The organism is Streptomyces sp. NPDC013457 (assembly GCF_043089925.1).
In the GTDB taxonomy this organism is placed as follows: Bacteria; Actinomycetota; Actinomycetes; order Streptomycetales; family Streptomycetaceae; genus Streptomyces.
The window spans coordinates 1-18,563 of record NZ_JBICBL010000006.1 but is presented as its reverse complement, the minus strand read 5'-3'; the positions used below and the strand labels follow the sequence as shown (position 1 = coordinate 18,563).

Genomic DNA, 18,563 nt, shown 5'->3' with positions numbered 1-18,563 from the left:
CAGGCTGTTGGGGCGACTGGATCAGGACACAGAGTTCGACCCTCGCCGCAGGTCTCGATACGGTGGATCATCCAAGAGGCACACGGGGCGTTTTGGCGCTCATCTGCGAGGACTGTTCTCGAAATCGTCTCGCTGATGTGGATCCGGCGTGGGCGGCTGACGAGAAGTCGGTGGAGCGTCAGGTCATGGGGCCCGTCCGGCGGATGGGGATCAGCAGCCGGCCTGCGAGTTCGCGAGGGCATCGCGTCCATTCGGCTGGTGGATGCGACGCGTGTCGCCGCGGGGGATTTCCCGTCCACTAGCGTCGGTGATGACGCAGGTCACAGATGTGACGACTGCTCCGTTTCCGGCTCTGCGAGGCGTGTTCCATGACCCTGTCCATTCGTAACCAGCTCTCCGGTACCGTCACCGCCGTCACCTCGGGCGAGGCCATGGCGTCCGTGAAGGTGCGTCTGGCCGGCGGTCAGAACATCACCGCCGCGATCACCGTCGATGCCGTCAGGGACCTGGGCCTGGCGGAGGGCTCCGTGGTCAGGGCGCTGGTGAAGTCCACGGAGGTCGCTCTCGCGACCGGTCCCGTCGACGGCATCTCCATCCGCAACCAGCTGGCCGGCTCGGTCACCGAGGTGTCCACCGGCGGGGCGATGAGCTCGGTGAAGGTCTCCGTGGAAGGTGGCGACCTGACCGCCGCGATCACGAGGGACGCCGTCGAGGACCTCGGCCTGAGCGCCGGAACGTCCGTCGTAGCGCTGATCAAGTCGACCGAGATCTCTCTCGCCTCCGCCTGATCTCCCGACTCAGCGCCGGAGGGCCGCCTCCTCGGCGCGTGAGGCAGCCTCAGGACCGGAGTCGGTGGCGTCGCCAGGGGGCGGAGACGCCCCGCCGCACCGCTGATCTCGACATCTCGACATCTCGTTCCTTCCGGCCGGTCACAGCGCCACGACCGTGGCTTCGGTCGCCTTGACGCTGGTCCAGACGGACACGCCGTCGGCGAGGCCGAGTTCGGCGGCGGCCTGGGGGGTGATCTCGGCGACGAGGTCGGGGGCTTTGTCGGAGGTGACGAGGATCCGCAGCCTGCTGCCGCTTGCGGTGATCTCGCGGACGGTTCCGGGCCACACGTTACGAGGGCTGCCTCCGGGCTTCTCACGGTGGACGGCCACCGCTTCGGGGGCGATCACGGCGACGGCTTCCGTGCCGGGCTCCAGTGGGTCGGCGGTCACCAGGGAGCCGCCCGCGTCGAGTGCCAGGCCGTGGGCCGTGGCCCTGCCGACCCAGGCGTTGCGGCCCAGCATCCTGGCGACCCAGGGGGAGCGGGGGTGCCGGGTGACCTCACTCGGGGTCGCGTCCTGTAGCGCGCGCCCTTCGTCGACGACCAGGACACGGTCCGCGAGGGAGACCGCCTCGACGGGGTCGTGAGTGACGATCAGGCAGACGCCGCGGAAGCCCGCCAGGTGGGCGCGCAGGGTGTGGCGGACGTGGGCGCGGGTGGTCTGGTCGAGGGCGGCGAGCGGCTCGTCGAGGACGAGGAGCCGGGGGCGGGCGGCGAGGGCCCGGGCCAGGGCGACGCGCTGGGCCTGCCCGCCGGACAGCTGCGTCGGCCTACGGTGGGCCAGATGGCCGACGCCGAGCCGGTCGAGCCAGCCCTGGGCCTCCCGTCGGGCCTCGGAGCGGGGAACGCCCTGGGCGCGCAGACCGTACGCGGTGTTCGCGAGGGCCGACATGTGGGGGAAGAGCGCGCCGTCCTGCGGCACCCAGGCCACGCGTCGCCGGTGGGGCGGCAGCCCGGTGACGTCGGTGCCCCCGAGGGTCAGCTCCGCGTGCGCCCGGGGCGTCAGACCGAGCAGGGCGCGCAGGAGGGTGGTCTTGCCGGCGCCGTTGGGGCCGACGACGGCGATGGTGGTGCCGGGCTCGGCGTCCAGCGTCAGGTGTGTGAAGCCGGTGACGTCGGCGTGCAGCGCCCAGCGCTCTCCGGCCGGAACCGGCGGCGCGGGCGCGGCGACCGGCTGGATGACCTCGGTCGCCGGCTCCGCCGCGGCGGGGGTCGCACCGGCCTCGGGGGCCGTGCGGCGCGTGCGGCCGGCAGGGGTGCCCGTCCACCGTCCGCGCAGGGCGACGAGGACGCCCATGGCGATGGCGAGCAGCAGCAGCGAGACGGACGTCGCGGCTTCCGGCTCGTCCTGGAGCAGCAGGTACACCTGGAGCGGCAGGGTCTGGGTGGTGCCCGGCAGATTGCCGGCGAACGTGATCGTCGCGCCGAACTCGCCGAGGGCGCGCGCCCAGGTGAGCGCCGCGCCCGCGACCACTCCGGGCGCCACCATGGGGAGGGTGACGGTGAAGAACACGCGTACCGGTGACGCGCCGAGCGAGGCCGCCGTCTCCTCGTAACGGGGACGCAGTCCGCCGAGCGCGCCTTCCAGGCTGATGACGAGGAACGGCATGGCGACGAACGTCGCCGCGACCACGGCACCGGAGGTGTGGAACGGCAGCGTGATCCCGAAGGCGTCCTCCAGCCACGGCCCGAGCAGCCCGCGCCGGCCGAAGGCGAGCAGCAGTGCGACACCGCCGACCGTCGGCGGCAGCACCATGGGCAGCAGCACGAGCGAGCGGACGAACGCCTTGCCGGGGAACGGCACTCGGGCGAGGAGCCAGGCAAGCGGCACTCCGAGGACCAGCGAGAGACCGAGGGCCCAGAACGAGACGAGCAGCGACAGCTTCAGTGCCTCGACGGTGCCCGGCGAGCTCAGATGGTCGGCGAGTTCGCCCCACTCGGTCCGGACGAGGATGCCGAGCAGCGGCAGGGCCAGGAAGGCCACGGCCGCGAGCGCGGGCAGCGCCAGCGTGAGGGGCGGACGCGCGCCGGACGTGCGTACGCCTGATCGTTTCATCGATGACCCCGAAGACATGAAGCACCTGAACTCATGAGGAGGGGCTGTCCGTTCCCCCCGGACGGACAGCCCCTCGCGATCTGACCGATCCCGGTCCGTCCGTTACGGCTTCTGGAAGCCGGCGTCCTGCAGGATCTTCTGGCCCTCGGGCGAGGACAGCCAGGCCACGAACGCGGCAGCGGCCTCGGCGTTCTTGGAGTCCTTCAGCGTGGCGGCCGGGTACTGCGCGACGGCGTTCTGGGCGTCGGGGATCTCGACGGCGTCGACCTTGTCCTTGGCGCTCTCGGCGTCGGTCTTGTAGACGAGCCCGGCGTCGGCCTCGCCCAGCTCGACCTTGCTGAGCACGGCGCGCACGTTGGGCTCCTGGGAGACCGGCTTCACCGTGATCTTCTGGGCGTCGAGGATCTGCTTGCTGTACTTGCCGGCCGGCACCTCGGGCGCCGCGAGGACGACCTTGATCTCGGTGTCCGCGAGGTCCTTGAGGTCGTCGACCTTGTGCGGGTTCCCCTCGCCGGTGGCGATGACCAGACGGTTCTTCGCGATGATCGCCGGGGTGCCGGTGTCGGCCTTCACCTTGTCCATGCTCTTGGTGTCGGCGGTGACCAGCACGTCGGCGGGCGAGCCCTGGGACACCTGGGCGACGAGTTCCTGCGAGCCCGCGAAGGAGAACGTGACCTTCGTGCCGGGGTGCGCCTTCTCGTACGCGGCGCCCGCCGTCTTGAACACGTCGGTCAGCGAGGCGGCCGCCAGGACCGTCAGGTCGGCCGCGGGCGCGCCGCTCGCGGTACCGGAGGCGGGGGACCCGCCGGTGCCCTTCTTGGTGTCGTCGGACGAGCAGGCCGCGAGCGGGACGAGCAGCGCGGCGGTGAGCGCGGCGGCAGCGGCACGACGTCCGGCCACGGACAGGGTGAGGGACATGAGGGTCTGAACTCCTTGGGGACGAACGGAAAGTGCGGATGGGGGCCGGTCGCGCCGACGGCCGAGGTGTCTCGGTACTGCGTGAGGGGTCAGTGCTCAGGTGCGGTCGATGTGCACGCTGGTCGACTTCACGCGGGCGGTGGCCTGCATGCCGACTTCCAGTCCCAGCTCCTCCACTGCCTCACGGGTGAGGAGGGAGACCAGCCGGTGCGGACCGGCCTGGATGGTGACCTGGGCCGCGATGTCGCCGAGCTTGATCCCCGTGACGATGCCGGGGAACGCGTTCCGCGCGGACGTGTACGACGCGTCCTCGTCGTCGTCGCCCTGCGCGATCCCCGCGGAGAACGCCGCCAGCGACCCGCCGTCGATGACGCGCCGGCCGCTCTCGTCGCGGTGGGTGGCGACACGGCCCGCGTCCGCCCAGCGCCGCGCGGTGTCGGGGCTGACGCCCAGAAGTCGTGCGGCCTGCCCGATGGTGTAGGACTGCATGTGCGACACCGTAGGGCGGTCTCACTCGTATCTGCAACTACATCGTGGGAGCCTCCATTGCGAATGAGAGGTGAGTTGGAGGAAGGGACGAGAAGCTGCGCCCGGGGTCTCAGTCCTCGGACGTACGGCCTCCGGGAAGGCGAGGGCTGCCGATCCAGATCCCGGTCACGGCGCTGACGTAGCGTGCGCCGCATCGGTCCGACGGCACGACGAGCTGGGTGCCGGCCGCGTCCAGCACCTCGTCGTCCATACGGGTCGCGAGCAGGACGGGTGCGTTCCCGAAGTCGGGATCGATCTCCGCCCAGGAGAGAACGGCGTGGTGGCCGTCGCCACCGCTCACGGCCAGCAGGAAGCGGGAGCGCTCCTTGCGACGTACGGGGTCGAAGCGAGGTTGCGCCACGGCCGCGACCTCGCGCAGGAGCGCCCCGACGAAGGTGTGGTGCTGCGGTCCCGCCGTGGCGCAGTCGAAGACCACGTCGGCCCGGTGCTGCTCCCAGCCCTGCCGCAGGTCGGGGACGGTGAGGGCGGCCGGGTGGGCCACGTCCCCCCAGAGGTCGAAGGTTCCGGCACGGGCGGGCAGGGCTACGGGCGCGGAGTGGGGTGCGGCGCTCGGCCGGCTCATCGTCTGTCCCCTCGGGGAGATCGGTGCAGCGGCTGCGCGCAGTGATACCCGACCGGCGGACCGAAGAACCATGTCTGCCACTCGATTGAGGCTCCGTCCCCAGCATTTGTGAGCTTGCTACGAGTCGAGCCCTCGTATTCTCCCGGTTCATCGACCGACGTTCCCAGCCTGCTCGTCCAGAGCCAGCCACACACGGTCGCGGGTCACGGGCAGCTCGGTGAAGCGGATGCCGGTGGCGTCGCGGAGCGCGTTGGCGAACGCGGGGGCGACGGGGTTGAAGGGGCTCTCGCTCATGGATTTGGCCCCGAGCGGGCCGATGGCGTCGGACGTCTCGGTGAAGTGGACCTCGGTGCGGGGGGCGTCGGCGTACTGGGGGAGCCGGTAGCGTCGGAAGGCTGCGGTGGTGACCTCGCCGCGCTCGTCGATCCGGACGGTCTCGAAGAGCGTCGCGCCGAGGGCCTGGGCGACTCCGCCCTCGAGCTGCCCGCGGCACTGCATGGGGTTCATGACCTTGCCGGCGTCGGCGGCGTGCACACGACACCTGGCACCTCCACCTGCCCGAGGCGGGCCAGGTGCCTCCGCGGGTCCTCCAGGAGATCGCCGAGTTCCTCGGCCGGCACCGGCGGCGGCAGGACCGGGACCGCGCGGCGAACAGAACGGCGTTCGAGGACCTCGCGGATGCGGTGGGCGCCTCGTACGTCGACGCGCATCGCGTGCGGAGCGCGCTGGCCGCCTGCGGCCTCGGTGACGCGGAGGCGTACACCGTGGTCGTCGCGGCCCTGAAGCCGAACGGAGAGGCAGGGTGCGGCGCCGCGCTGAGGGAGGCGCTGCAGCACCTGCCGACCGCCGCCTTCGCCGTCGCCGACCGCCGGCACCACGGGACTGAACACGGCGCTCACGCAGGCCCGTTACGCCCTGGCGTCAGCGCGTACGGCAGACCCTCCTCGGCGGGCGTCGCCGGCCTCGACGACCTCGACGGGCTGCGCAAGCTGATGGCCGGAATCCCCGCCGACGTACGGAACGTGTACCGCGAGACGACCCTGGGGCCGCTCGTCGGCGCCGGCCGGGGATCGGGCGCGATGCTCCTGGAGACCCTGGAGGCCTTCCTGGCGAACGACTGCTCGTGGGCGAGGACCGCCGAGGCCCTCCACATCCACGTCAACACGGTCCACTACCGCGTCGAACGCATCGAGACCCTCACCGGCCGGGACCTGTCACGGCTCGACCACAGGGTGGACCTGCACGCGGCACTGCTCTGCCGCTGAAGCGCCTGCGGGGGAGAGGGCCGTCGCGGAGGGGCTATGGCGGAGGGGCTACGGCGGAGGTGCCCGGTCCAGGAGGGGCCCGTGCCGGAGGGTCAGGGCACGTCGATGTGCACGCTGGTCGACTTCACCCGGGCGGTCACGGTGACGCCCACGTCGAGCCCCAGCTCCTCGACCGCCTCCCGTGTCACCAGCGAGACCAGCCGATGCGGACCCGACTGGACCTCCACCTGCGCGGCCACGTCGTCGACCCGTACGGCGGTCACGATCCCCACGAAGGAGTTGCGGACCGAGGTCGGCACGTCACCCTCGGGGACGGCATGGAGACCGGCACCCCGCTCCTGGGCGAAGCGGGCCAGGGCAGCGCCCTCGATCACCCGATTGCCGGACCCCTCCCGCTCCATGCCCAGCTTGCCGCCGTCCGCCCACCGGCGAACGGTCTCCGAGCTCACTCCGAGCAGCCGCGCGGCCTGCCCAATGCTGTACGACGGCACACCCGCACAATAGGCCACGCCGATGCCTCGACGCCGCAGCGGGCTCGTGCGCGCTGTTCACGGAGGTGGAGGCACGCGGCCCCCTCGGCATGGAGCTGGGACGGCTCGCCCAGCGCACCCTGCACCATGCGTACGGTCCGGTATCCGTCGTCCCTCAGCCCACGGCCGAGGGAGAGGGGGCCGCCCGGACCCGATAAAGGCCGAAGGGCCCATGCGCAGCCACCCCTTCGCGGTGCGAGCGTGAGAGATGTCGCCCCTGGGATGCCCGTCCCACCCCGCGGCACACAGCCCGAGGAGAAGCCATGACCAGCGAGATCCCGACCCGGCCTGCACTGGGTCGCGTCATCGCGGAGACCGACGGCTCGGCCTCCGCCGGGGGAGCCCCGCTCCGGGCCGCCGCCGAAGCCGACCGCCGGGGCCGCCCCCTCCCTCTCGTGCACGCGGCCGCCACCGACCGGCGTACACGGCCTCCTCCACCACGCACACTGCCCGGTGGAGATCATTCCGCTCGCCTTCGTCGCGCAGGGTGAGTCGCCGTGAACGACATCCTGATCGGGGTCGATCCGCGAGACCAGTCCATCCCCGCTCTCGTCTGGGCCGCTGACGAGGCCGTTCGCCGAGGACTACGGCTGCGTCTGGTGGCGGCGGTCCCGCCCGCCCGCGCCCGCCTCGGGTACCACGTGTTCTCCCCTCGCAGCGCGCCACGGCTGCGGGCGGAGTCGGCCCTCGCGAATGCCGAGGATCTGGTCCGGGTGCTCCATGGCAAGCTGCGGACCGCGACCGAACTCGACGACGGCGTGCCCGCGACGGTGCTGTGCGACAAGGCGGCGGAAGCCGCGCTCGTCGTCCTCGGATCGCGGCGCCTGGGACGAGCCGCCGAGTTCCCCGGCGGGAAGTCGGTGAGCGTCCCGCTCAGCGCCCGAGCAGACTGCCCCGTCGTCGTGGTCCGGGGACCGGAGCACACGGCGATCCACCCCCAGACCCTCGTTGTGGGGTGGACGGCAGCGACTCGTCCCGGTCCGCCGTCGCATACGCCGTCGAGGAGGCGAGCCTGCGCGGGGCCCGGCTGCGCGCCTCCTGGGTCTGGCCGCGTCCTGTGGTCGCCCGTGACGACGGCGGAGCGGGACTGTCCAGGCGCCGACGGCTGCTCGCCGAGTCCGTGGCCGAGTGGGCGGAGCGGTACCTGGACGTCCTCGTCGCCCAGGAGGTTCTCCGGGGTCACCCGGTCGAGCAACTCGCCATGACCGCACAGGAATCCCTCGCCGTGGTCGTGGGGCGCAGAGGGCGCGGCGGCTATTCCGGCCTGCGTCTCGGCTCGACGGTCCACGGCCTGCTGCACCACGCGGGATGCCCGGTGATCACCGTCCCGCGTGCTTCCGGCAGGTGACCCGCGGACTCGTCGACCTCTACCGCGACCGCGACCGCGAGGGCCGTCGTACCTACGACCACCACAGGACGTACATCCCCCTCGCGGACCGGGGCCGGGACATACGGAGTGGCGGTCCGGAGGGGCCGGTCGGTCCATCGCGGATACGGCCCATCCGGCCCAGGCCCCTCGACCCCTTCGGTACTTCGCCCGGAACGCACCCCACGGGAGGGTGGACACAGGAGGCCGCACCGGCCCTGCACGTGAGCCGCGGCCGCCCCGCGAGGGCGGCGCACGCCGACACGCACCCCGAGGAGCACACGATGACCGGAGAGAAGGCGGCACGCAGGCACTCCGCCCGCCACAGCCACATCCCCGACTTCAACGACTGGTTCAACAGGGAGTTCCCGGGGCTGCCGGGCTGGCGGCCCGGCTCCGCCGCCCACTCCATCCCGGTCGAGACGACCCTCGGGGAGGGGGAGTACGTCCTGAAGGCGGAACTGCCGGGCATGGACCCGGACAAGGACATCAGCATCAAGGTCGACGACAACCTGATCACCGTGAGCGCGGAGCACGGCGAGAGCACGGAGGACAAGGAGCACTCGGAGTTCCGCTACGGATCGTTCCGCCGGACGGTCCGCCTCCCGGGCACGATCCCGGCCGACGGCGTGGACGCCTCCTACGCGGACGGCATCCTCACCATCCGTGTCCCGATGCCTGAGCAGGAGATATCGGCCGGGCGGATCATTCCCGTGAAGCGGGCCGACGCCAAGGCAGGGGGAGGAGCGCGATGAACGCCAAGCGCGTCCTGGTGGCGTACGGCAGCAAGGCCGGTGCCACCGCCGGAATCGCCGAGGAGATCGGCCAGACGCTCCGGGACGACGGCTTCGACTCCGTCGTCCTGCCGGCCGACACCGTCACCGACGTCAGCGGTTACGACGGAGTCGTCCTCGGCGGAGCCCTCTACGCCGGGCACTGGAGCGGCAAGGCCCGGCGGTGCGCGCGGCGCAACGCCGAGCAGCTGCGGCACCGACCCGTCTGGCTCTTCAGCAGCGGTCCGCTCGACCGTTCCGCGGAGGATCACGACATCCCGCCCGTACGCGGGGTCGCCAGGCGGATGGAGAAGATCGGAGCCCGTGAGCACGTCACCTTCGGCGGCGCGGTGACCGCCGAGACGTCGGACCCGGTAGCCCGCCACATGGTCAGCCGGGGCAGGGGCGGGGACTTCCGCAATCCGGAACGGATCCAGGCGTGGGCGCACCACATCGGCATGGAACTCGGCTTCGCCCCATGACGGGATGCCGCTCAGCTCTCGGCGGGCCGCCTCACCCGGAGGTGCGACATGGTCCATCACCAGGGGGCGGACCGCGGACTCTCCCTGCACGGGAGCGGCCCCGCCGGTCGGAGTGCCTTCGCCCTCGTCCTCGTGATCGCCCTGATCTGCGGTGCGGTGGCAGCGGGGATGCTGTGGAGCGCGGGAGCCGAGGCCGACCGCGAACTCGCCGTCCACCGCCACCAGGTGACGGCGACCACCACCGAGCGGGCCAAGGAGCAGCCCGTCGCCGCGCGGTACGGTGCGGAGCCGCAGTCCGTCGCTCCGGCGGTATGGGAGTACCCCCGCGACGTACGGCGGTCCGGGACCGTCTCCGTTCCTCCCCGCACGCCCGAGGGGCACACCCTGACGATCTGGGTGGACGACTCAGGAGTCCCGGCACGCGGCCCGGGCGGCGCCGCAGATCGGTCGCTGACCTCACTGGCGGGCGGGGCCGCAGTCGCAGGAGCGGTGGGAACGGCCGGGGCCGGAGTTCTCTTCCTCGTACGACGGAGAAGCGAGGCGCACAGCCTCGAAGCCTGGGAGCAGGAGTGGGAACAGGTGGAGCCGGTATGGTCCGGGCGGCTCCGCAGGGGCGGCGGCGCCCCCGGGAACGGTGACGACTGACCGCTCCGGGAGGCGTGGCTACTCCCGGTCCGGGGCGGTGAGCGCGCACCGTACGTCCACCACGCCTTCGACGGCGCGCGCCAGGCGTACCGCGAGCGGGATGCGCGCGCTGTCACCGACCTCTCCGGACAGGGTCACGACCCCGGCGTCCACCTGCACGTGGACCTGCCCGCGTGAGAGCGGGAACAGGTGGTCGACCACGTCGCTGCGTACCTCGGCCGCGAGATCGTCGTCCGGGCGGAGGAACACCTTGAGCAGGTCGGCCCGGCTCACGATCCCCTGGATCGTCCCGCTCGCGTCGACGACCGGCAGTCGTTTGACGTGGTGCGCGGCCATGAGGCGGGCGGCCTGAGGCAGGGTCGCGTCGGGGGTGACGGTGACCGCCGGCGAGGTCATGAGGTCCTGCGCGCGGCGCGAGCCGGCCCTGGCCGTGCCGTCGAGGCGCCGCATCTGCTCGATGATGCCGAGGGGGTGGTCGTGGAACTCCTCCTTGAGGAGCAGATCGGCCTCCGAGACCACTCCGACGATGCGCCCTCCCCTCTCGACGACGGGCACGGCCGTCACCTTCCACCGCTCCATGGCGGCGACGATCTCCTTGAAGCCCGCGCCGGGCAGAACGGCGACGACCTTCGTGGTCATGCCGTCCGCGACAGTGAAGAGGTCTGGAGCCATCGCAATTTCCTCTCGTGCTCATGATGGGCCTCCGGCACGTCACCCGCACATCTCCGCTCCCGGTTGCGTCTCCGCAGGTTCGCGAAACCCTGGAAGCGACCGCAGTCGACAGGGAACCGGGCCGTCGGCCCGTCTTCACCGTCACACCGCCGCGAGCGTGCGGCAGGGGCCGAGGGGCCCCGATTGTGGCCTGACCGGCACATGTGCCGCGGACCTCCTCCGGGCGAGCCTGACGTCGAGCCCCTGGGAAGAGACCCGCGGGGCACGGCAGGAGGAGGGCAGCCGTCATGAAGGCACTCGTGTTCCAGGGGGCGGGCCGCATCGCATGGCAGGACGTGCCGGATCCCGACATCAAGGACACCGCCGACGCGATCGTCCGCGTCGACGCAGTGACCATCTGCGGCACCGACCTGCACATCATCAAGGGCGACGTGCCGGAGGTGGAGCCCGGCCGCGTCCTCGGTCACGAGGCGGTGGGCACCGTAGTCGAGACGGGCGGCGACGTCCGTACCGTACGACCGGGCGACCGCGTGCTGATCTCCTGCATCTCGGCCTGCGGCCGTTGCCGATTCTGCCGAGAGTCCCGCTACGGGCAGTGCCGGGGCGGGGGCGGATGGGTCCTCGGGCACACCGTCGACGGCACCCAGGCGGAGTACGTCAGGGTGCCGTTCGCCGACCTGTCCGTGTACGCCCTCCCGAACACGGTCGACAGCTTCGACGCCGTCCTGCTCGCCGACATCTTCCCCACCGCCTACGAGGTCGGTGTCCTGAACGGCGGCGTAGGGCCCGGCGACACGGTCGTCGTGGTCGGCGCGGGACCCATCGGCCTCGCCGCCGTCTCCACCGCCCGCCTCTACAGCCCCGGACGCATCGTCGCCGTCGACCTCGACGCGTCGCGACTGGCCGCGGCCCGCAAGCTCGGCGCGGACGCCACGGTGAGCGCGGACGAGGGCCCGGAGCAGCTCGTCGAGGATCTGACGGACGGCCTGGGCGCCGACGCCGTGATCGAGGCCGTGGGCGTGCCGGAGTCCTTCGAGATGTGCACGAGGATGGTCCGGCCGGGCGGCCGGGTCGCCAATATCGGCGTCCACGGCAAGCCCGCGGTCCTCCACCTGGAGGACCTCTGGATCAAGGACGTCACGATCGTCACCGGGCTCGTGGACACCGCGTCCACGCCCATGCTGCTGCGCCTGTTGGCGGCGGGGCGGCTGCCGTCGGCGGAACTGATCACCCACCGCTTCGAGCTGGCCGAGATGGAGGAGGCGTACGAGGTGTTCGGTCGCGCGGCCCGGACCGGCGCCATCAAGGTGGCGCTGGGCGGCCCGCAGCACGCGGCCGTGAGCGTCCCGGCCTCACCGGCAGCGTGATGGTCGGCCGAAGCCCGAGGAATCGGCTGCCACGGGGTGTCGTCCTCGACACCGACGGCGTTCTGCTCGACTCCGCCCGCCTGCACGCGGCGGCATGGAAGACCGCGTTCGACGCCTGCCTCGACGAACTCGCGCCCGACAGCGGGACACGGTCGCGCGGTGCGACGCAACCGCCCTTCGACGCGGACGCCGAGTACCGTCGGCTCGTCGACGGCAGGTCCCGGTACGACGGGGCTCGGGCGTTCCTGGCGTCACGAGGCCTGCGGCTCCCTCCGGGACGGCCAGACGACCCGCCCGGCTGCGGCACGGTCTGGGCCGTCGCGGCACGCAAGGAACGGGCATTCCAGGACGCGCTCCGTGCCGAGGGGGTCGTGGCCTTCGCGGATACCGAGCCCGCACTCACCGCCCTGCACAGGGATCACGTCCCGTGCGCCGCCGTGTCCGCGTCCCGGCATGCCCGGACGCTGCTCGCCGCGGCCGGGCTCGGCCGGTTCCTCGCGGTCGTGGTGGACGGCGAGGACACGGCCCGGCTGGGCCTCGCCGGGAAGCCGGACCCCGCACTCTTCCTCCACGCGGCCGGTCTCCTCGGGATCCGGCCCCAGGACAGCGTGCTGGTCGAGGACGCGGTCGCCGGAGTCACCGCGGCGCGCCGCGGGAACTTCGGGCTCGTCGCCGGACTCGACCGCACCCCGGACCGGCGCAACACGAGCCGTCTGCGGGAGGAGGGCGCCGACACGGTCGCCCCCGACCTCGTCGCCCTGGTGGAACAGGTGTGGGGAGCGCGCGTATGACCTCGGAATGGAGCTGGGACTACGACGGCTACGAGCCGGAACGGGAGCGCCTGGTCGAAGCGTTGTGCACGCTCGGCAACGGAAGGTTCGCGACCCGCGGATCCGCACCCGAGTGCCCGGCCGGCCCCGTTCACTACCCGGGGACCTATCTGGCCGGCTGCTACGACAGACTCACCTCTCTCGTCGACGGCGCAAGGGTCGAGAACGAGGACATCGTCAACCTGCCGAACTGGACACTTCTGCGCTACCGCTGCCTCCCGGACGACGCCCCGCCCGGCGCATGGCTCGACCCCGACTCGGCATCGCTGCGCCACCTTGACGTCCGCCTCGACCTGCACGGCGGCGTGCTCACCCGCCGACTGCAATTCCAGGACACACACGGTCGCGGTCTGCATGTGACCCACGTCCGGATCGTCCACATGGGAGACGCGCGGATCGCGGCCCAGCGCAGCAGGTTCCGCGCCTACGGCTGGAGCGGCGCCGTCGAGATCGAGTCCGTCCTGGACGGCGCCGTCGTCAACGCCGGCGTCGAGCGATACCGGGATCTCGACGGCCGTCACCTCACGGACCACCAAACCGGCTTCGAGCCCGGCGGGGTCGCCTGGCTCTCCTGCCGTACCGTCGAGTCGGGCATCCGGATCGCGATGGCCGTCCGACTGGGGACCTCGCCCTCGCGCCGTGCCTCGGAGGGCAGGAGAGGGGCGCGCGCCGTTCAGACGTACCGTCTGCCCATCGGCCCCCGCCGATCCGCAACCGTGGTGAAGACGCTCGCCCTGTACACCTCTCTGGACCGGCCCGCCGACGAGCCCAGGGCTGCGGCCGTCGACGCCGCCGCGATCGCTCCGGCCTTCCCCACTCTTCTCTCGACGCACAAGGCGTCCTGGCAACGGCTCTGGGAACAGGGTGAGTTGCGCGTCCCAGGAGAACCGGGACGAGTGCTGCGTCTCCACCTCTTCCATCTGCTGCAGACGCTCTCCCCCCACACGGCCGAACTCGACGTCGGCGTGCCCGCACGAGGGCTGCACGGCGAGGCCTACCGGGGCCACGTCTTCTGGGACGAGCTCTTCGTCCTGCCGTACGTGACCCTGCATTTCCCCGAGGTGGCCCGAGCTCTGCTCATGTACCGTCACCGTCGGCTGCCCGCCGCACGTGCCGCGGCGCGAAGAGCGGGTGGACAGGGAGCCATGTATCCCTGGCAGAGCGCGAGTTCGGGGCGTGAGGAGACTCAGGAGCTCCACCTGAACCCGCGATCGGGCCGCTGGCTGCCCGATCACTCCCACCTCCAGCGCCACGTGAGCTCGGCCGTCGCGCTCAACGTCTGGCGGTACGCGCAGGCCACCGGGGATCGCGGATTCCTCCACTCCGCCGGAGCGGAGATCCTCCTGGAGGTCGCCCGCCAATGGGCCGGCGCGGCCGCGTACGACGCCGAGCGCGACCGGTACCGGCTCCGCGGTGTCGTCGGACCGGACGAGTACCACGACGCGTACCCGGACGCCGTGACCCCGGGCATCGACGACAACGCGTATACCAACGCGACCGCCGCCTGGGTCCTCGCCCGGGCCCTCGACCTGCTGGGCGAACTGCCCGAGGCCCGGCGCGAGGAGCTGACCGGAAGTCTGTCGCTCGACCACGACGAGCTCTCCCGGTGGGAGGCGGTGTCGCGCCGCCTGTACGTGCCCTTCCACCATGGCGTGGTGGGCCAGTTCGAGGGTTACGGAGATCTGGCCGAACTGGACTGGGGCCACTACCGCGACCGGTACGGCGACATCCGCAGACTCGACCGGATCCTGGAGGCCGAGGGCGACACGGTCAACCGGTACCAGGCGTCGAAGCAGGCCGACACCCTCATGCTCGGCTACCTTTTCCGACCCGCGGAGCTGCGTGACCTCTTCGGTCGGCTCGGATACTTCCTGGACGACGACGTGTGGCGTGCCACCACCTCGTACTACCTGCGGCGGACCAGCCACGGATCGACGCTCAGCAGCCTGGTCCACGGCTGGGTGCTGGCCCGTCAGAAGGGTGCCCAGGCGTGGGACTACTGCCAGGAGGCCCTGCTCGGCGACGTGGCCGACGTCCAGGGCGGAACGACCGGCGAAGGCATCCACCTCGGCGCGATGGCGGGCACCGTCGACCTGGTCGAGCGCGGGATGACCGGCCTGGAAGCCGGGCCGGAGGGACTGCGCGTGACCCCCGTGGCGCTGCGGGAGATCCCCCGGTTCGCCTTCACCCTCTGCCTGGCCGGGCATCGAGGTGTGCGGCTGCGGATGCTTCCCGGCCGGCTCGGTGTCCGCGTGCCGGACTCCTCGCCGAGCCCGCTCACGATCATCCTCTCGGAGGAACGACGGGGGACCGTCGCTCCCGGGGAGGAACGCTGGTTCCGCCTCGGGTGAGGTCAGACGAAGCGGAGCACATCGGAGACGGGGCGGCGCGGCGTGGCCCGGCCCTCCGGGCCGTAGCCCAGACGGATCACCATGTGGACGAACCCCATCGCGGACAGCGGATCGCGGGCGACCGAGCGGAGTTCAGGCCACTCGAGCGGCTGCGACATCAGGGAAGTGGAGAGGCCGTCGAGTGTGGCCCGGAGCAGCACGCGCTGCATTGCCTGGCCTGCCTTCAGCCAGTCGCCCGGGGTGTCCGTGCCCGTGCCGAGCAGCACGATCTGGGGTCGCTTCTCGAACACGGCCGAGCCACGGCCGGAAGCGCTGCGGTGAGAGCCGAAGTCGCGTACGGGGGAGGTCACGTCGTACTGCCGGGGGCCGAAGGCGTACGACGGGATGCCCTCGGTCCCTGGGCCCTCGCCCGCCGCGCCGGTGCGGGTCCAGGCGGCGATCTCCGTGCGTACCGCCGTGTGGACGGCTTCGAGCATCTCGGAATCGTGGACGAGGTCCAGCACGGTGTCCGTGTGCCATGTTCCGGGAACGACGAGCCGGCAACCCTCCAGGAGGGCCTCCGCGCACAGTCCGTCGGTCACTTCGGAGGGGATCCGCTCCTCGGAGAACGGGAAGCGGCTCGTGTGCCGCCGCCTCAGGGCGGGGTGGAGCGCCCCCAGGCCGTCGTCCCGCGAGGCGGCCGGGAGGAGCCGCACGTCGGCGAGATGCCAGGGGTCCTCGGGGTCGGGCAGCAGCCGGACGTCGTCGTGCAGTGAGTGGTGGGCCGCGGCGACCCGGAGGTTGAACAGGGCGGCGCCGCAGCCGAGATGGAGGGCACGCCGGTCGGGGTCCTCGTACGGCATGGTGCGGTCGGGATCGCCATACAGCTCGAGGACGCCGGTGCCGGACCGGTGGAGGAAGTTCCAGGGCTGTGCGTTGTGCATCGACGGCGCCGTGACCGCGTCCTCGATCAGCGAGGTCACGAGCGTCCGGGTCAGGGCGGTGTCGGACACGGTGCGTCCTGTCTGTGAGCGATTACCAGGGCATGTCATGGGCGCTTCGCACCGGCGGTGCGAGCCGCGAGTCGTCCACGCGCGCGGACAGCCGGTCCACGACGGCGACGACGCCGTCCACCTGTTCGGTGAGCGTCAGGAACATCGGGACCTGACTCCGACGTGGCAGGCGGCCGCCGAGTGTCACCACCCCGTCCAGGACGTGCACGTCCACGGCGTCCCCCGGCAGGTCCATGGTGTCCGCCAGGACGTCCTCCCTCACCCGACGGCGTATCTCGGTGTCGGGGCGCAGGAAGACGCGAAGGAGATCACGCCGGGTCACGATGCCGACCAGCCGCTCCTCCTCGTCGACCACGGGGAGACGCTCCACACAGCGGCGTACCATCAGCCGCGCCGCGTCCGCAACGGTCTGCTCGGCGTGCACCGTGACGGCCGGGGTCGTCATGAGTTCACCGGCGGTGAGCTCCCGGCGGGCGAGGAGGTCGCTCTCGGAGACGACACCGAGTACGCGGTCGTCCGCGTCCACGACGGGCACCCCGCTGATGTCGTGTGCGGCCAGCAGTTTGGCCACGTCCCTGAAGGATGACGAACTGATCGCGGAGACCACTTCGTCCGTCATGAGGCCGCCGACCTTGGTCTGTCTCATCGTTGCGCCTCCGCTGTCGACCCGTGTCCGGGTGCCTTCGCCACCACCGTCCCTCGCGCACTCCGGACCTGCGAGGGGCCGAACGGTCCAGGACCGGGGCCGACCGGGCCCGTGGTCCTCGGACTCCGGGGCCGAGGGACCTTCGGTCCCCGCCCTTACCCCCTGCGGCGCTGCTCCCGGCCCCGACGTGACTGCTAGCGTGAGGGGAGCCCCAGGGGCCGGGAGGAGGAGCCATGAACGACACCATGGGAGCTCCCGCTCTCGGTACGGTCGTCGTCGGTGTCGACGGATCGCCGTCCGCGCAGGCGGCGGTCATGTGGGCGGCCGCGGAAGCGGCTCGTCGGGGCAGAGGCCTGTACCTCGTCCACGCGACGGACGTCGAGCGCCACGCTCCGATCCTCTCCCAGGGCGAGATCGCTCGCCTCGAACGGACCGGCCTGGAGATCCTCGACCGGGCCGCCGAGGCCGTTGCGGCGCGCCATCCCGGACTGGCGGTCATCACAGAACTCGACCGGGGCGAGCCGTCGGCCGCACTGCGGCAGGTCGCCGCCCCGAGCAGCACGATCGTCGTCGGGCACCGGGGCCGGGGCGGGTTCTCCTCCCTCCTGCTCGGCTCGGTCGGACTCGAGACCGTGGCGAACGCCGACACGCCCGTGGTCGTGGTGCGCGGGGCCACGGAAGCCGCGGAGACGGGCGCGGTTCTCGCGGCGGTGCGGGACGAGGCCGACCTCGGCTGTGCCCGGGTGGCCGCAGGCGAAGCACTGCTGAGAAAGGTGCCGCTGCGACTGATGCACGTCGGGAACGGCACCCGGTCGGCCGGAACGGGCCCGGCGCCGGGCGACGGCACGCAGACGGCCGCAGGTGACCGGACCCTCCCGCCCTGGACGGTCGCCGGCCAGATACGGGATGCCTTCCCGGACCTCAGGGTGTATGCGGACGGCGAGAAGGCCCGAAGCGTCCCAGGAAAGCTCGTCGACGCGTCGTGGCATGCCGACCTCTTGGTCGTCGGTGGCCGCCGGTCGCCCGGATACCTCGGACCGACCCTCGGGCGCACCACGCTCGGCGTGGTGCAGCACGCCCACTGCCCGGTGGAGCTCATTCCCCGCCGCGGACCCGGACACGGGAACACATCATGACCGGTACCACGCATCGCCGGTACAGCACCTCGTGGTCGCGGTCCCGCCGCAGCACGGACGCCGAACACGTCACCCAGCGGCCCGCGCATCTCGTCGTCGGCGTCGACGGCAGCGAGTCCTCCCGCGCCGCTCCGGCGTGGGCCTTCGCGGAGGCCGACTTCCGGCGGGGTTCGCTGCGAGCTGTCGCCGTCCGGGAGCCGTCGTCCACGGCCTGCTGCACAGCGCACACTGCCCGGTGATCACCCTCCCCGTGGGGTGAGTCCGCGGTGACGACCTCAGCGGCGCGTCGACCCCCCGCCGAGGTGCGGGCAGCTGCCCGGCCCTCCGAGACCGGCCGACAGGAATCGACGGCACATCCGGACTACGGTGAAAGTGCCCGCTCGGGGTGGAGACCGTGCGTTCGTCGCAGCCGGAGGTGTCGATGGGTCGTGAAGGCCCCGAGCCCGCGGACGGCAGGCTTCCGCGCCTCAGACTCGACGAGCTGCTGGACGAGGTCCAGGTGCGCATCGACGAGGTGCGGGGCACCAGGGACCGACTCCACGGGCTGCTCGAAGCCGTCATGGCCGTCGGCCGTGAACTCGACCTGTCGCAGGT

At 72.0% G+C, this 18,563-nt stretch carries 19 protein-coding genes and 3 pseudogenes; 13 read left to right on the top strand and 9 right to left on the bottom strand.

All coding sequences use genetic code 11. From position 1 onward, the window contains the following. Positions 1–368 precede the first annotated feature (368 nt). Positions 369–788 (top strand): molybdopterin-binding protein, encoded by a 420-nt coding sequence (locus tag ACF1G2_RS17370; RefSeq protein WP_391799062.1) that lies wholly within the window; start codon positions 369–371, stop codon positions 786–788. Positions 789–929: 141 nt separating this feature from the next. Here the strand turns inward: ACF1G2_RS17370 and ACF1G2_RS17365 are convergent, their stop codons facing one another. The 5 genes and pseudogenes from ACF1G2_RS17365 to ACF1G2_RS17345 all read right to left on the bottom strand — a co-directional run. Continuing rightward, entirely contained in the window at positions 930–2,885 is a 1,956-nt protein-coding gene (locus ACF1G2_RS17365) for an ABC transporter permease (protein WP_391799061.1), read from the bottom strand. A 102-nt stretch (positions 2,886–2,987) separates the two neighbouring features. After that, positions 2,988–3,803: a molybdate ABC transporter substrate-binding protein gene (modA, locus tag ACF1G2_RS17360; protein WP_391799060.1), complete on the bottom strand. Its 816-nt coding sequence runs from the start codon at positions 3,801–3,803 to the stop codon at positions 2,988–2,990. A 96-nt stretch (positions 3,804–3,899) separates the two neighbouring features. Next, a complete protein-coding gene (locus tag ACF1G2_RS17355; RefSeq protein ID WP_391799059.1) occupies positions 3,900–4,292 on the bottom strand; it encodes a molybdopterin-binding protein in 393 nt (130 codons plus the stop codon). Between the two features lie 109 nt (positions 4,293–4,401). After that, positions 4,402–4,914 (bottom strand): molybdopterin-dependent oxidoreductase, encoded by a 513-nt coding sequence (locus ACF1G2_RS17350; RefSeq protein ID WP_391799058.1) that lies wholly within the window; start codon positions 4,912–4,914, stop codon positions 4,402–4,404. Positions 4,915–5,061: 147 nt separating this feature from the next. Further along, a pseudogene (locus tag ACF1G2_RS17345) lies at positions 5,062–5,448 on the bottom strand (molybdopterin cofactor-binding domain-containing protein); the annotation flags it as partial. A gap of 38 nt (positions 5,449–5,486) precedes the next feature. Between ACF1G2_RS17345 and ACF1G2_RS17340 the strand changes: the two are divergent. Continuing rightward, positions 5,487–6,179 carry a PucR family transcriptional regulator gene (locus ACF1G2_RS17340; RefSeq protein WP_391799057.1) on the top strand — a complete coding sequence of 231 codons (693 nt, stop codon included), beginning with the start codon at positions 5,487–5,489 and terminating at the stop codon, positions 6,177–6,179. Positions 6,180–6,271: 92 nt separating this feature from the next. Here ACF1G2_RS17340 and ACF1G2_RS17335 read toward each other — a convergent pair whose 3' ends face one another. After that, positions 6,272–6,670 carry a molybdopterin-binding protein gene (locus tag ACF1G2_RS17335; RefSeq protein WP_391799056.1) on the bottom strand — a complete coding sequence of 133 codons (399 nt, stop codon included), beginning with the start codon at positions 6,668–6,670 and terminating at the stop codon, positions 6,272–6,274. Positions 6,671–7,206: 536 nt separating this feature from the next. Here ACF1G2_RS17335 and ACF1G2_RS17330 point away from each other — a divergent pair. From ACF1G2_RS17330 to ACF1G2_RS17310, 5 genes and pseudogenes are all read left to right on the top strand, one after another. Next, positions 7,207–7,560 (top strand): annotated as a pseudogene (locus ACF1G2_RS17330) (universal stress protein); the annotation flags it as partial. A 104-nt stretch (positions 7,561–7,664) separates the two neighbouring features. After that, positions 7,665–8,057: a universal stress protein gene (locus tag ACF1G2_RS17325; RefSeq protein WP_391799055.1), complete on the top strand. Its 393-nt coding sequence runs from the start codon at positions 7,665–7,667 to the stop codon at positions 8,055–8,057. Positions 8,058–8,359: 302 nt separating this feature from the next. After that, a complete protein-coding gene (locus ACF1G2_RS17320; protein ID WP_391799054.1) occupies positions 8,360–8,830 on the top strand; it encodes an Hsp20/alpha crystallin family protein in 471 nt (156 codons plus the stop codon). Beyond that, positions 8,827–9,330: a flavodoxin domain-containing protein gene (locus ACF1G2_RS17315; RefSeq protein ID WP_391799053.1), complete on the top strand. Its 504-nt coding sequence runs from the start codon at positions 8,827–8,829 to the stop codon at positions 9,328–9,330. Before ACF1G2_RS17320 ends, ACF1G2_RS17315 begins: the two co-directional genes overlap by 4 nt. Before the next feature lie 48 nt (positions 9,331–9,378). Continuing rightward, entirely contained in the window at positions 9,379–9,975 is a 597-nt protein-coding gene (locus ACF1G2_RS17310; RefSeq protein WP_391799052.1) for a hypothetical protein, read from the top strand. Between the two features lie 18 nt (positions 9,976–9,993). Here ACF1G2_RS17310 and ACF1G2_RS17305 read toward each other — a convergent pair whose 3' ends face one another. After that, positions 9,994–10,647 carry a CBS domain-containing protein gene (locus ACF1G2_RS17305; RefSeq protein WP_391799051.1) on the bottom strand — a complete coding sequence of 218 codons (654 nt, stop codon included), beginning with the start codon at positions 10,645–10,647 and terminating at the stop codon, positions 9,994–9,996. Positions 10,648–10,934: 287 nt separating this feature from the next. Here ACF1G2_RS17305 and ACF1G2_RS17300 point away from each other — a divergent pair, with 287 nt between their 5' ends. Genes ACF1G2_RS17300 through ACF1G2_RS17290 form a run of 3 tightly spaced genes read left to right on the top strand, consistent with a single transcriptional unit; the run spans position 10,935 to position 15,195 of the window. Further along, positions 10,935–12,014: an alcohol dehydrogenase catalytic domain-containing protein gene (locus ACF1G2_RS17300; RefSeq protein WP_391799050.1), complete on the top strand. Its 1,080-nt coding sequence runs from the start codon at positions 10,935–10,937 to the stop codon at positions 12,012–12,014. Next, positions 12,014–12,805 (top strand): HAD family hydrolase, encoded by a 792-nt coding sequence (locus ACF1G2_RS17295; protein WP_391799049.1) that lies wholly within the window; start codon positions 12,014–12,016, stop codon positions 12,803–12,805. Before ACF1G2_RS17300 ends, ACF1G2_RS17295 begins: the two co-directional genes overlap by 1 nt. Further along, a complete protein-coding gene (locus ACF1G2_RS17290; protein ID WP_391799048.1) occupies positions 12,802–15,195 on the top strand; it encodes a glycoside hydrolase family 65 protein in 2,394 nt (797 codons plus the stop codon). Before ACF1G2_RS17295 ends, ACF1G2_RS17290 begins: the two co-directional genes overlap by 4 nt. Before the next feature lie 2 nt (positions 15,196–15,197). Here ACF1G2_RS17290 and ACF1G2_RS17285 read toward each other — a convergent pair whose 3' ends face one another. Both ACF1G2_RS17285 and ACF1G2_RS17280 read right to left on the bottom strand, forming a co-directional pair. After that, complete coding sequence (locus ACF1G2_RS17285) at positions 15,198–16,187, bottom strand: Acg family FMN-binding oxidoreductase (protein WP_391799047.1); 990 nt, start codon at positions 16,185–16,187, stop codon at positions 15,198–15,200. A gap of 22 nt (positions 16,188–16,209) precedes the next feature. Beyond that, positions 16,210–16,833: a CBS domain-containing protein gene (locus ACF1G2_RS17280; RefSeq protein WP_391799046.1), complete on the bottom strand. Its 624-nt coding sequence runs from the start codon at positions 16,831–16,833 to the stop codon at positions 16,210–16,212. A gap of 233 nt (positions 16,834–17,066) precedes the next feature. Between ACF1G2_RS17280 and ACF1G2_RS17275 the strand changes: the two genes are divergently transcribed. The 3 genes and pseudogenes from ACF1G2_RS17275 to ACF1G2_RS17265 form a co-directional block, all read left to right on the top strand. Further along, positions 17,067–17,969: a universal stress protein gene (locus tag ACF1G2_RS17275; RefSeq protein ID WP_391799045.1), complete on the top strand. Its 903-nt coding sequence runs from the start codon at positions 17,067–17,069 to the stop codon at positions 17,967–17,969. Further along, complete coding sequence (locus ACF1G2_RS17270) at positions 17,966–18,208, top strand: hypothetical protein (protein WP_391799044.1); 243 nt, start codon at positions 17,966–17,968, stop codon at positions 18,206–18,208. Before ACF1G2_RS17275 ends, ACF1G2_RS17270 begins: the two co-directional genes overlap by 4 nt. A 182-nt stretch (positions 18,209–18,390) precedes the next feature. Further along, positions 18,391–18,563, top strand: a pseudogene (locus ACF1G2_RS17265) (histidine kinase); the annotation flags it as partial.